Origin of the sequence: Lacibacterium aquatile (assembly GCF_042683105.1) — a bacterium.
GTDB lineage: Bacteria > Pseudomonadota > Alphaproteobacteria > Elsterales > Elsteraceae > Lacibacterium > Lacibacterium aquatile.
Map to the genome: position 1 here is coordinate 184,735 of NZ_JBHUIP010000013.1, position 12,337 is coordinate 197,071.

General features: G+C 60.9%; 14 protein-coding genes. 8 read left to right on the forward strand and 6 right to left on the reverse strand.

Features of this window, described 5'->3' with window-relative positions:
* Window positions 1-33: 33 nt before the first annotated feature.
* The 4 genes from ilvN (at window position 34) to ACFSM5_RS16035 (ending at window position 2,831) form a co-directional block, all read left to right on the forward strand.
* On the forward strand, window positions 34-546 hold the full coding sequence (gene ilvN, locus ACFSM5_RS16020; RefSeq protein WP_379877493.1) for an acetolactate synthase small subunit: 513 nt from the start codon (window positions 34-36) through the stop codon (window positions 544-546).
* A gap of 47 nt (window positions 547-593) precedes the next feature.
* A complete protein-coding gene (ilvC, locus tag ACFSM5_RS16025; RefSeq protein WP_379877494.1) occupies window positions 594-1,613 on the forward strand; it encodes a ketol-acid reductoisomerase in 1,020 nt (339 codons plus the stop codon).
* Between the two features lie 277 nt (window positions 1,614-1,890).
* Window positions 1,891-2,139: a hypothetical protein gene (locus ACFSM5_RS16030; RefSeq protein WP_379877495.1), complete on the forward strand. Its 249-nt coding sequence runs from the start codon at window positions 1,891-1,893 to the stop codon at window positions 2,137-2,139.
* A gap of 5 nt (window positions 2,140-2,144) precedes the next feature.
* Window positions 2,145-2,831 carry a hypothetical protein gene (locus ACFSM5_RS16035; protein ID WP_379877496.1) on the forward strand — a complete coding sequence of 229 codons (687 nt, stop codon included), beginning with the start codon at window positions 2,145-2,147 and terminating at the stop codon, window positions 2,829-2,831.
* Window positions 2,832-2,871: 40 nt separating this feature from the next.
* Here ACFSM5_RS16035 and ACFSM5_RS16040 read toward each other — a convergent pair whose 3' ends face one another.
* The gene (locus tag ACFSM5_RS16040) at window positions 2,872-4,458 is read right to left on the reverse strand and encodes a lysine--tRNA ligase (RefSeq protein ID WP_379877497.1); all 1,587 of its coding nucleotides are present in this window, start codon (window positions 4,456-4,458) and stop codon (window positions 2,872-2,874) included.
* A 157-nt stretch (window positions 4,459-4,615) separates the two neighbouring features.
* Here ACFSM5_RS16040 and ACFSM5_RS16045 point away from each other — a divergent pair, with 157 nt between their 5' ends.
* Window positions 4,616-5,230, forward strand: coding sequence for a DNA-3-methyladenine glycosylase I (locus tag ACFSM5_RS16045; protein ID WP_379877498.1), 615 nt, complete (start codon window positions 4,616-4,618; stop codon window positions 5,228-5,230).
* A gap of 10 nt (window positions 5,231-5,240) precedes the next feature.
* Here ACFSM5_RS16045 and ACFSM5_RS16050 read toward each other — a convergent pair whose 3' ends face one another.
* Window positions 5,241-6,248, reverse strand: a complete 1,008-nt coding sequence (locus tag ACFSM5_RS16050; protein WP_379877499.1) for a zinc-binding alcohol dehydrogenase family protein — start codon at window positions 6,246-6,248, stop codon at window positions 5,241-5,243.
* Window positions 6,249-6,367: 119 nt separating this feature from the next.
* Here ACFSM5_RS16050 and ACFSM5_RS16055 point away from each other — a divergent pair, with 119 nt between their 5' ends.
* Entirely contained in the window at window positions 6,368-6,733 is a 366-nt protein-coding gene (locus ACFSM5_RS16055) for a winged helix-turn-helix transcriptional regulator (RefSeq protein WP_379877500.1), read from the forward strand.
* Window positions 6,734-6,842: 109 nt separating this feature from the next.
* Window positions 6,843-7,319: a chemotaxis protein CheD gene (locus tag ACFSM5_RS16060; RefSeq protein ID WP_379877501.1), complete on the forward strand. Its 477-nt coding sequence runs from the start codon at window positions 6,843-6,845 to the stop codon at window positions 7,317-7,319.
* A 3-nt stretch (window positions 7,320-7,322) separates the two neighbouring features.
* Here ACFSM5_RS16060 and ACFSM5_RS16065 read toward each other — a convergent pair whose 3' ends face one another.
* Window positions 7,323-7,745: a winged helix-turn-helix transcriptional regulator gene (locus tag ACFSM5_RS16065; RefSeq protein ID WP_379877502.1), complete on the reverse strand. Its 423-nt coding sequence runs from the start codon at window positions 7,743-7,745 to the stop codon at window positions 7,323-7,325.
* An 85-nt stretch (window positions 7,746-7,830) separates the two neighbouring features.
* Between ACFSM5_RS16065 and ACFSM5_RS16070 the strand changes: the two genes are divergently transcribed.
* Complete coding sequence (locus tag ACFSM5_RS16070; RefSeq protein WP_379877503.1) at window positions 7,831-8,670, forward strand: SDR family oxidoreductase; 840 nt, start codon at window positions 7,831-7,833, stop codon at window positions 8,668-8,670.
* Window positions 8,671-8,814: 144 nt separating this feature from the next.
* On the opposite strand, the gene ACFSM5_RS16075 is transcribed toward ACFSM5_RS16070, so the two are convergent.
* From ACFSM5_RS16075 to ACFSM5_RS16085, 3 genes are all read right to left on the reverse strand, one after another.
* On the reverse strand, window positions 8,815-9,747 hold the full coding sequence (locus ACFSM5_RS16075; RefSeq protein ID WP_379877504.1) for a carbohydrate kinase family protein: 933 nt from the start codon (window positions 9,745-9,747) through the stop codon (window positions 8,815-8,817).
* 142 nt (window positions 9,748-9,889) lie between these two features.
* Entirely contained in the window at window positions 9,890-11,515 is a 1,626-nt protein-coding gene (locus ACFSM5_RS16080; protein ID WP_379877506.1) for an FGGY-family carbohydrate kinase, read from the reverse strand.
* Between the two features lie 34 nt (window positions 11,516-11,549).
* Complete coding sequence (locus ACFSM5_RS16085; RefSeq protein WP_379877507.1) at window positions 11,550-12,323, reverse strand: SDR family NAD(P)-dependent oxidoreductase; 774 nt, start codon at window positions 12,321-12,323, stop codon at window positions 11,550-11,552.
* Window positions 12,324-12,337: the final 14 nt, after the last annotated feature.

Sequence of the window (12,337 nt, forward strand, 5' to 3'; positions counted from 1 at the left end):
CGCTCGCTCTTGACCTACTCCAGGAATACCTAAATGCAGCAGACCCAGCCTTTGAAGCGCCATACCTTCGCGATCCTGGTCGATAACGAGCCGGGCATCCTCGCCCGTGTTGTCGGCCTGTTTTCCGGGCGCGGCTATAATATCGAAAGCCTGACGGTGGCCGAGGTCGATACCTCGGGCCATCGCTCGCGCATCACTGTCGTCACGTCGGGTACCGAGCAGATCATCGAACAGATCAAGGCTCAGCTCGGCCGTCTTATTCCGGTCCACAAGGTCCACGACCTCACCTCCGACGGTGCCCATGTCGAGCGCGAACTGGCGCTCGTCAAGGTCGCCGGCCTGGGAGAGAAGCGTGTCGAAAGCTTGCGGATCGCCGATATCTTCCGCGCGCGTGCCGTCGACTCGACCACGGAAAGCTTCGTGTTCGAAATCACCGGCAGCTCGGAAAAGATCAACGCCTTCGTCGAACTGATGGCGCCGCTCGGTCTGGTTGAAGTCAGCCGCACCGGCATCGTTGCCATCAGCCGTGGCGCTGGTGGCTTCTAACGCCTATAACGCAACCAATATCGCTCTAAAGTATCGAGGACTCTCCCATGCGTGTTTATTACGATCGCGACGCCGACGTGAATCTGATCAAGTCGAAGCGCGTTGCCATTGTCGGTTATGGCAGCCAGGGTCATGCCCATGCGCTGAACCTGCGCGATTCGGGCGTCAAGGAAGTCATCATTGCGCTTCGTCCGGGTTCGGCCACGGCCGCCAAGGCCGAAGCAGCCGGCTTCAAGGTCATGGCGCCGGAAGAGGCAGCCAAGGTTGCCGACGTCGTTATGGTTCTGGCTCCCGATGAGCATCATGGCGCGCTCTACACCGCCTTCCTGAAGGACAACATGAAGCAGGGCGCCGCTCTGGCCGTTGCCCATGGTCTTTCGATGCACTTCGGCCTGATCGTGCCGCGCCCGGATCTCGACGTGTTCATGATCGCACCGAAGGGCCCCGGCCACACCGTGCGCTCGGAGTACCTCAAGGGCGGCGGCGTGCCGACCCTGGTTGCCGTTTATCAGAACGCCACCGGCAATGCGCTTGAAGTCGCGCTGTCCTATGGCTCGGCCAATGGCGGCGGCCGTGCAGGCATCATCGAGACCAGCTTCAAGGAAGAGTGCGAAACCGATCTCTTCGGCGAACAGGCCGTTCTCTGCGGCGGTCTGACCGCGCTCATCCAAGCTGGTTACGAAACCCTGGTCGAAGCCGGATATGCTCCGGAAATGGCCTATTTCGAATGCCTGCATGAAACCAAGCTGATCGTCGATCTGATGTATGAAGGTGGCATGGCCACCATGCGCTACTCGATCTCGAACACCGCCGAATACGGCGACTACGTGACCGGCCCGCGCATCATCACCGAAGAAACCAAGAAGGAAATGAAGCGCGTTCTCGAAGACATCCAGTCGGGTCGTTTCACCCGCGACTGGATGCTGGAAAACGCTGCCGGCACCCCCTCCTTCAAGGCGATGCGCCGCAACGCTGCAGCCCATCCGATCGAAGAAGTCGGCGCCAAGCTGCGCGCCATGATGCCGTGGCTGAAGGCCAACCAGCTGGTCGATAAAGCGAAGAACTAAAAAAGGCTCGGCGTTCAAGCCGAGCCCGAGTTCGGGGTGGAAAAGCGGGCGGGAGAGCAATCTCCCGCCCGTTTGCTTTTATAAAATTAATCAATAGGCGATATTTATTAACCGCATATCTGGTGTTCGTTATTGGAATAATGGCCCTTCTCTTTGAATAAATTCAGCAATTACAGATATCTGTGACAAGAAAATTGGGACCGATTTCCGGCTGGACGATAGAGGTATCGATGATACATGTTAATGCATCGTTAACGTTTGCAAAGGGCAACAAAAAATGAAAAGCCTCAAGATTATCGCCGTCGCCGCCCTCTTGACCGCCACTGCGGTTCCCGCTTACGCCGGTAACATCCGCGGTGCGGTTGTGTTCAACGGTCTGGAGTCGGCTAACGGTATCGAGACCGGCAATGGTATCGAGACCGGCAATGGTATCGAGACCGGCAATGGTATCGAGACCGGCAATGGCGCCGTGATCGAACTGCGCCGTGCGCTTTCCGCGCTGGCTGCCGCTCCTCTGGCGCGCTGAGTATCATGCGGCGACAGGTATGCCGTTCACTCCTGATGGTGGCAGCTTTGCTGCTGCCATCGGGGCTGCTCGCTCAGTCGTCGCCGGTGCGTAAGATTGATCTCAATCCCACGGGCCAGGAAAAGACGGAAAAAGGGCGCAAGCTGCTCTCCTACATCATTTCCTGCGCCCTCGGGCCTGAGGTGGAGGCGCATATCAGTGTCGATGGCGCAGACTATGTTTTCCGGGGAGCTGAGGGCTTAGTACCCGATTGGGCCGACCGGGCGATGACCGAAACGGAACGCCGCCGGGTTTCCTCCTGCCTTCTGGCTCGCACGAACGTCCTGGGCGTCAAAGTCGGGATCTACATGATCATTGGTCAGGAGCCCGAAGCGGAGGATGTCCGCATCGCTTCCAATGGCCAGGACTTCACACTCTTCGAAGGGATGTTCTTCGGCGATCTGTTCAGCGAGCATCCCGAAGGTTATGCCTGTATGGGCGAGGCCGCGTTGGCTGCGCGCCGAGACCCGATCTTCAAGTTACGCCGCTGTGCGACCCCCAATGGCCGCAAGACAAAAGACGGGCAGGAGATCTCTGCCTGCGATTTTGTCATCACAGGGGCCTGCAGCGATCCAGCTTCCTTCAACGCCGGAGGGCGTGTCTGGAGCGAGGTGATGCAGGTTTGGCTGCGTCCTCACCAACCCGAGGATTAAGTGTAACCGCGGGTTGGTGTTGCGTTGACCCTACTCGGTTTCAGGCCGCCAGCAGCTTACCCGCCAGCGCCTCGTCGATCAGCTTGATGGTTTCCTTGCGGCCATAGAGCGCGATGAAGCTGCCCATGCGCGGGCCTTGTTCCTGACCCAGCATGACCTCATAGATCGCCTTGAACCAGTCGCGCAGTTCGCCATAGGGGTGGCGCTTGCCGACTTCATAGACGGCGTTCTGGAAGTCTTCGTGCGTGGCATCGTCCGCCACCTTCTCCAGTTCTGCCTTGAGGTCCAGCAGCGCTGCGCGGTCGAGGTCGGTGGCGGCGCGGTACTTCTTGGTCGGCTTCACGAAATCCTGGAAATAAACCAGCGCGTAGCCGACGAGGCGCGCTAGCAGCGGGCTGGTTTCCTTGCTGGTGCCAGGGGCATACCGCGAGATGAAGCCCCAGAGCACATCGTCGCTCTCGGCCGAGATCACGCTGGCGAGATTCAGCAGGATCGCGAAGGATAGCGGCACCGACGTGCGTGGTGGCTTGCCGCCATGGATGTGCCAGACAGGGTTCTCCACCTGCTTCTCGACCGGCTCCTCCGGGAACTTGGTCAGGAAGGTGATGTATTCGTCGACAGCCTTCGGGATGACATCGAAATAGAGGCGCTTGGCGCGGCGCGGCTGCTGATACATGAACAGCGCCAGGCTCTCGTCCGGGGCATACTTCAGCCAGTCTTCCATCGTCAGGCCATTGCCCTTGGACTTCGAGATCTTCTCGCCGTTCTGATCCAGGAACAGCTCGTAATTGAAGCCTTCGGGCGGGTTGGATCCAACGGCGCGGGCGATCTTCGAGGATTGCTCGACCGAGGAGATGAGGTCCTTGCCCGCCATTTCGTAGTCGACGCCAAGCGCGACCCAGCGCATCGACCAGTCGGCCTTCCACTGCAGCTTGCAATGGCCGCCGGTGACCGGAACGGTGACGAGATCGCCGGTTTCCGGGTCTTTGTAGCTGACGGTACCAGCCTGAACGTCATGGCCGACGATGCCGACCTGGAGCACATGGCCCGTGCGTGGGCAGATGGGCATGAAGGGCGAATAGGTCTGACGGCGCTCCTCGCCCAGAGTCGGGAGCATGATATCCATCAGCTTGTCGTAATGGGCCAGATACATCAGCAGCGTCTTGTCGAAGGCGCCGGACTGATACATCTGGGTTGCCGACTTGAACTCATACTCGAAGCCATAGCTGTCGAGGAAGGCGCGCAGGCGGGCGTTGTTATGCTCGCCAAAGCTCGGGTGCGTGCCGAAGGGGTCCGGCACCTTGGTCAAAGGCATGCCGAGGTTGGCGCGGATCAGGTCCTTGTTCGGCACATTGTCCGGCACCTTGCGTAGGCCGTCCATATCGTCCGAGAAGCAGAAAAGCTTGGTCGGGATGTCGGACATGGTCTCGAATGCCCGGCGCACCATGGTGGTGCGGGCAACTTCGCCAAAGGTGCCGATGTGCGGCAGGCCCGAGGGGCCATAGCCGGTCTCGAACAGGACATAGCCTTTCTCCGGCGCTTTGCTCTCGTAGCGCTTGAGAAGCTTGCGGGCTTCTTCGAACGGCCAGGCCTTGGCTGCGAGAGCGATATTGCGGGAGACGGACATTGGTGTTTGACCCCAATCGAGCAAAAGTTAAGGGGATAGGGCGTAACCGGGCAGGGCGCCGCCGTCAATATCCGCCAGGGCATGGCGGGTTTGATGTTTGCTTTTTGTTCTCGTTTTCAGGTAAGATCGCGGCACGAAAAAGCAAAGGACGGTCGGAATGGATCAGACGGCGTTGGGAGACGAGGGGAAGACGCGTTGCCGGTGGGCTGCCGCCGAGGTCGAGTTTCCCCACTATCACGACACCGAATGGGGCTTTCCGGTCGATGATGATACCAAACTGTTTGAGAAGATCTGTCTTGAGGGATTTCAGTCAGGTTTGAGCTGGCGAACGATTTTGGTGAAGCGCGAGAATTTCCGGGCTGCCTTTGCGGGCTTTGATATCGACAAGATCGCGGCGTTTGGGGACGCGGATGTCGAGAGGCTGCTGAAGGATGCCGGCATCGTGCGCCATCGCGGCAAGATCGTATCGACCATCAATAATGCCAAACGGGCGCAAGAGATGCGACGTCAGTATGGTTCGCTTGGCGCCTTCTTCTGGAAGTACGAGCCGGACCCCGTGGAGCATGGCAAGCGCGGCACGGTCTCGACGACCCCAGAATCAGTGCAACTGTCCAAGGATCTGAAGAAGCTCGGTTGGAGTTTTGTCGGCCCCACCACCGTCTATGCCTTCATGCAGGCGATGGGCATGGTGAACGACCATGGGGCCGACTGTTTTGTACGCGGACAATGTCAGGTGGCGCGCGCGACATTCGAGCGTCCGCGCGCGTCCTAGCTAGGCGAGGTTAGAAGCCGCCTCCCAGGACTGATTTGCCGATGGCGCTGCCACTTTCCACAATCTTGTGGGCGCGCTGCAGGTTCCCGGCTGTGATCTTGCCCAGATCCGCGGTCAGGGTCGTGCGGAGCACGCCCGCGTCCACCAGATCCGCGACCTCGTTCAGCAGTCGGTGCTGCTCGATCATGTCGGCGGTTTTGAACATCGGGCGGGTGAACTTCAGTTCCCAGGCGACCGTGATGCTCTTCATCTTGAAGGGGCGGATGTTGAGGCTTTCCGGATCGTCGATTAGGGCCAGTTTGCCTTGGGGCGCGATAATCTCCGGCAGGACCGGCAGTTGTTTGTCGGTGCCGGTCAGGCTGGCCACATAATCTACCTGGGGAATGCCGATGCGCTTCAGCTCCTCGGGCAGGGGCTTGTGATGGTTGATGACATGATGGGCGCCCATCTGCTTCACCCAGGCTTCCGTCTCGGGGCGTGAAGCGGTGGCGATGATTGTGAGGCCGGTCAGCTTGCGGGCCAGTTGGATCAGGATTGATCCGACCCCGCCTGCGCCGTTCAAGATCAACAGCGTACCCATCTGCGTCTTGACGCCATAGGGCACGGCAAGCCGGTCGAACAGCAGTTCCCAGGCCGTGATCGCTGTCAACGGCAGGGCGGCGGCTTCGGCAAAAGAGAGGCTTGCGGGCTTGCGGCCGACGATGCGCTCGTCCACCAGATGCAGCTCGCTGTTGGAGCCGGGACGGTCGATCTGTCCCGCATAAAAGACCTGGTCGCCCGGCTGGAACAGGGTCACCTCCGAGCCGACCGCCTGTACGGTCCCGGCGGCATCGAACCCCAGGATCCGGCTCTGGCCTTCGGCGGGCTGCGATCCGGCGCGCACTTTCACATCGACCGGATTGACCGACACTGCCTCGACCTTGACGACCAGATCGCGGGGACCGGGCTGAGGCGCGGGTAAGTCCAGATCGATCAGGGTGTCGACCGGACCGGCGTTGCGGAAACCGATGGCTTTCATGACTGCTTACTCCTTGAAGGCTGTTTTATGCCCTCGATATGCAGTAGGATCGCATTTGCGTGAATACGGCATAAAACTGCATATAGTACACTTTTGGATACCACTCGAGGGGCGGCGCCATGGTCATGAAGAAGCGGAATTTCGAGTGCGCGCCCGGCTGCTCCATCGAAGCGGCTCTGGCTCCTATCGATGGCAAATGGAAGGGCGTGATCCTGTTTCATCTGTTGGAAAAGACCTATCGCTTCAATGAATTGCAGCGGAAACTCAATAGCCGCGTGACCCAGCGTATGCTGGTCAAGCAACTGCGCGAACTGGAAGAGGCAGGGATGGTCGAGCGCAAGGTCTATGCCCAGGTCCCGCCGCGTGTGGATTATTCCCTGACCGAGGAAGGACGCAGCCTGGAGCCTGTTTTGCGCGCGCTCTGGTCCTGGGGAACCGACTGGATGGCCCGCAATCCCGATAAACAGGCCAAAACGGCTGCGTGATTAGGCCAGGGGTTTAGAGCGCGGTTAAGCTCCCTAGCCGAATAGGCGAAATCCCCGCCGACAGGCACCTTTGAGGATATGCAGGGTAATCCTCAAAGGATGACGGACTATGGCGGTGGCATTCGACAACGATGAAGAAGCGGTTCCCCGCTATTTCCTCACCCAAGGTGAAGTTGTGGGCTCGCAGGAGCCTGCTGTCATCTCCACCATTCTTGGATCCTGTGTTGCCGTCTGCCTTTTTGACCGGCGTCGGCGAATCGGCGCGATGAATCACTACGTGCTGGCGAAATCTAAACAAGGCAGTCGCGATCTTCGCTACGGCGATGTCGCAATACCGGCTCTGGTCGAGAAGATGGCTGCCTATGGCAGCCGCGCCAGCGATCTCGACGCAAAGATCTTCGGTGCGGCGGCAACGAGCGAGGGCCAGGCCACCAAGGTTGCCACATCGAACGTCGCCATCGCCATCGACAGCCTGCATCGCCTGGGTATCCCCGTCCTGGCCGAAGCCACCGGCGGTCGGACCGGGCGTGTCATCTACATGCACACCTATTCCGGCGAGGTTTTTGTGCGCCGCCTGGCGGGTTAGACGTCAGACCGCGGCTCCATCATAGGCAGCCTGGGCTGCCAGGACGGCGTCCATGTTATTCTCCGCCCAATGGGCAAGAGCGGAGATCGTCTCGGTCAATGTTCGCCCCAGGGGCGTCAGTGCATACTCCACCGTGACCGGCACGCTGGCAAAGACGCTGCGGGAAATCAGCCCGTCGCGTTCCAGCCGTTTCAGGGTCTGCGATAGAACCTTCTGCGAGATGCCCTTGATCCCGCGCCGCAGATGGTTGAAGCGGACTGGCCCAGGCTCCAACCGGGCAAGAATCAGCACTGCCCATTTGTCCGCTAGCCGCTCCAGCACCAGGCGGGTCGGGCAGCGATCCTCGAAAACATTATAGGGCGGCATGGTCGGAGTGGCTTTGTCGTCCGATGGGCCGGTTACCTTGGGGAAACCTTGTGAGTTCAAAGTGCCTTCTTCCGCGATTTCTTATGCATAGGTATCTATCTCATAGAAACATGGTTTCTAATGGATACCTATAGGGAGAAGCGTGATGGCTGGAAAGATTTTGGTACTAGGGGCTAGCGGGAATGTCGGTCAACCGCTGGTTCAAGCGCTGCTGGCGAAGGGCGAGGCGGTGAAGGCTGCCAGCCGGTCAGGCAAGGCAATTGCCGGGGCCGAAGGGGTCACGTTCGACTATGCCGACCCCGCAACTTTCGAGGCGGCTTTCGCTGGGGTAGATCGCGTGTTCGTGATGTCCCCGGCTGGATACGTCAATGTGCGGGACTTGCTGTTGCCGGTGGTCGAAGCCGCCGTGGCCCGCAAGGTCAAAATCGTGCTGCAGAGCGTCTTTGGCGTCGATGCCGATGATTCGATCCCGTATCGGCAGATGGAGATTGTCCTTGAGAAGTCGGGCGTCCCCTATGTGATCCTGCGGCCGAATTGGTTTGCCGATAACTTTCACGGCTATTGGAAAGCGGGTATCGACCATGGAGCCATCGCGGTTCCAGCGGGGAACGGGAAATCGAGCTTTATCGACGTCCGCGACATTGCTGACAGTGCGGCGGCAGCTCTCACGACATCCCGTTTCGACGGCAAGGCTTTCAACCTGACCGGGCCGGAAGCGGTTGGCTATGGCGAGGCGGCGGCGCTGCTTTCGCGCGTTCTTGGCAAGCCCGTGGCCTATCAGGCCATCGACGACGCGGCCTTTGTATCGTTGCTGACGGGGGCGGGAGTTCCGGCGGATTATGCCAATTTCCTCGCCGCGATCTTCCATCCGGTGCGTGAAGGCTGGACATCGCCGGTCAGCGAAGGGGTCGAAACGCTCACCGGTCACAAGCCGCGATCGCTTGAGACTTACGCCCAAGATAATCGGGCGGTTCTGGCTGCCTGATCTTCTAGCTTCCGGCGCCAATTTCCTCCCGCCAGGGAGGATTGGCCCGGCTGCCTTGGGCAGCCTGCGAGTTAGTTTTAGGCGCCAACTTCCTCCCGCCAGGGAGGATTGGCCCGGCTGCCTTGGGCAGCCTGCGAGTTAGTTTTAGGCGCCAACTTCCTCCCGCCAGGGAGGATTGGCGCCGGGGCGGGAGCAGGTGATGGCGGCACAGCGGGCTGCAAACTCCAGGCTTTCCCGCAGCTTGGCTTCCGTCAGCTTGGCGAGATCCTCCAGGCCATCCCGCTCCTGTAGCGCAACCAGCAGCGATCCCAGGAAGGTGTCGCCGGCGCCGATGGTGTCCGCGACCGTTACCTTGGGGGCGGCGATGGAGATGACCCCGGCCTTGGAATGCCAGGCAACGGCGCCTTCACCACCCCGCGTCAGCACGACCAGCTTGGCACCGTTATCGAGCAGGCGGGCCGCGACCTCGCCCTCATCCGTGTCACCATAGAGATAGGCGAAGTCCTCGTCCGACAGGCGGATCAGATCGGCGCAGGTGGCAAAATCCGCCATCCGCCGCCGATAGTCGGCGATATCCTCGACCAGCCCCGGACGGCAGTTGGGATCGAAGGAAAGCGTGGTCTTGCCCTTGGCGCCGCGCACCAGAGCCAGGGTTTCCGAGGATGTCGGATCTTCGATCAGGGTTGTCGACCCGACATGCAAGGCTGCGATCTCCGACCACGGAAAACGCTCTGGCTGGTACTGCCACATCCGTGCGGCAGTCGCCTGATCGTAGAAGGCGTATTTTGCATGACCATCGACCAGCTTCACAAAAGCGAGGGTGGTCTGGGCATCGAAGCGGTCGGCGAAGTCGAGGCTGACCTTGGAGGCTTCCGCATGATCCGCGATCATCTGGCCATACATATCGGTTGCAAGGCCGCCGATGTAGCCCGCCCTGGCCCCCAGGCGGCTCATGGCGATGGGGATATTGATGCAGGAGCCGCCGACGACGGGCCGCAGGGCGCCGCTTCCGTCGGTGGTCATGACGGGAACAAAATCGATCAGCGCATCGCCGCAGCTAAGAAGCCATTTGGTCATGATGTTGATGCCCCAGCAGAAAGACGTCACCCCGGGACTTGATCCCGGGGTCTCCTCCGGGTGCGTTGCCACGTGGCCTCAGTCGGAATTGGACAAGCTCCCGGAGGAGATCCCGGTGTCGAGCACCGGGATGACGAAGTTTTTAAGCCATGATCGCCCGGGCCTGCCGATCCAGGTCCTGCATCAGGGCGAAGACCTTGCGCTTCCTGGCATGGAAATCGGCGATGGCGCCGTCGGCAGGGGACGTGAGGGACCCGATTTTCGACATGGCGGCCATCGCCTCGGTCAGGCTGGTGAAGTGCCCCGCGGCCATGGCTCCCAACATGGCGGCGCCCAGCAGGACCGGTTCGGTGGTGGTGGGATAAGCGACGGTGCAGCCGGTGCTGTCGGCCATGATCTGGCGGACCAGCGGACTGCGCGAGGCACCGCCGCTCATCACCAGCGTATCGCAGGCAAGGCCCTTGGCGCGGAAGGCTTCGATCACCTGGGCCGTCGAATAGCCAAGACCGCATAGGGCGGCGAGATACAGCTTGGTCAAACCGCCGATGCCCGGCTCCATATCGAGGCCGCAGATAACGCCGTGAGCATCCGGGTCGGCGAAGGGCGAGCGGTTGCCCAGCAGGTCTGGCACCACATGCAGGCCGGTGGTCTGGAGCACCGCGTCGGAGGCGGCGGTGGCATCAAGGATCTTGCGCTCCAACCATTCCAATGGCGCAAGCCCATCGGCCTTGGCGGCGCTTTCCAACTCGTCATAGGCGGGATGCAGCTTCATCAGATAATCGATGGCGGCACCGGCAGCCGATTGGCCACCTTCGTTCAACCAGAAGCCGGGGATCATCGCCGATTGATAAGGCCCCCAGATGCCTTTGACGAACAGCGGATCGACCGTGGTCGCCATGATGCAGGCGGAGGTTCCCATGATATAGGCGACCCGGCCCAGCGGATTGGGTTCTTCCCCATTCGGGCCCACAGCACCCACGGTGCCGACCCCGCCCGCATGGGCATCGATCAGCGAGGCGCCGACCGGCGTGCCGGGCTTGAGGCCGAGCGCACTGGCGGCAACAGCGGTCAGGCCATTGCCCAGCGGATGACCCGGTTCGACGATCTCGGTACCGATGCGTTGGTATCCTTCGGCTGGAAACTCTTCGAGGCCGATGGTCTTGAAGAACTCCCCGTCCCAGGATTTCTCGTGGGCGAGGTAGGTCCATTTGCAGGTGACGGTACAGGTCGATCGCGCAAGGCTGCCGGTGGCGCGGGCGGTCAAATAGTCCGACAGATCGAAGAAGTGCGCCGCCTTGGCGAAGCTTGCGGGCTTGTGCCGCTTCAACCACAGCAGCTTGGGCGACTGCATCTCCGGCGAGATCGAACCACCGACGTAATCGAGAACCTTGGCGCCGCTCTGGTTGATGGCGCGGGTCTCGGACACCGCGCGGTGATCCATCCAGACGATGATATCGCGCTGGGGGTCGTTCGAAGGTCCAACTGCGACCGGCTGCATCCCGGCATCCAGCACGACCAGCGAGCAGGTGGCATCGAAGCCGAGACCCGCGATCCGCTCCACCGCGATGCCCGATGCGGCGACCGCCTGTTTGGTCGCCGTGCAGACAGCGGCCCAGATATCGGCCGAGGATTGTTCGGCGATGCCGCCCGCCTCCTGCCACAGGCGGATGGGGTGTTTGGCGCTGGCGAGCAGCCGCCCGCCCTTGTCGAAGACACCGGCGCGTGCGCTGCCGGTGCCGACATCGATACCAACGAAGGCCTCACTCATAGGCTCACCACCCCAATTGCCTCATCTGCCGGTTCTACCAGCAGGTGTAGCCGCCATCCACCACCACGACGCTGCCGGTCATCAGGCTGGCAGCGTCGGAGGCCAGGAACAGCACGACCGAGGCGATTTCCTCGATCTCGCCCAGGCGGGCCATGGGGGTGCCGTCCAGCCAGGCCTTGTACATATCCGGCTTCGACTTCACGAACTCGTTAAGCGGGGTTGCGATATAGGTCGGGGCGACCGCATTGACGCGCACCCCGCGTGCGCCCCATTCGGCGGCCAGCGACTTGGTCAGGTGATGCACGGCGGCCTTGGAGGCGTTGTAATAGCTCTGTTCCTGCGGCTTGTTGACGATGAAGCCGGACATGGAGCCGATATTGACGATGGTGCCGGTCCCCTTCTCCAGCATGTGTTTGCCAAAGGCGCGGCAGCACCAGAAGGTGCCGTTCAGATTGACGTCGATGACATTGAGCCAATGTTCGTCGGTCACGGTTTCGGCCGGGGTTTCCGAGCGTGCGATCCCGGCGTTGTTCACCAGGATGTCGAGCTTGCCATACTTCTTGAACACCTCATCCGCCACTTCCGTCACGCGGGTCGGGTTGGTGACATCCATGATCACGACATCGACGTCATAGCCCTTGGCCTTCATGGCCGCCTGGCCTTCTTTCGCGGTCGCCTCGTCGAAGTCGGCGATGATGACCTTGGCGCCCGCTTCCGCCAGCGCTTCGACGCTGCCAAGACCGATGGCGCGACCGCCTCCGGTGACGAGGGCGGTCTTGCCGGTGAGTTTGAACTTTTCAAGGTACATGATGCTCTGTCCGT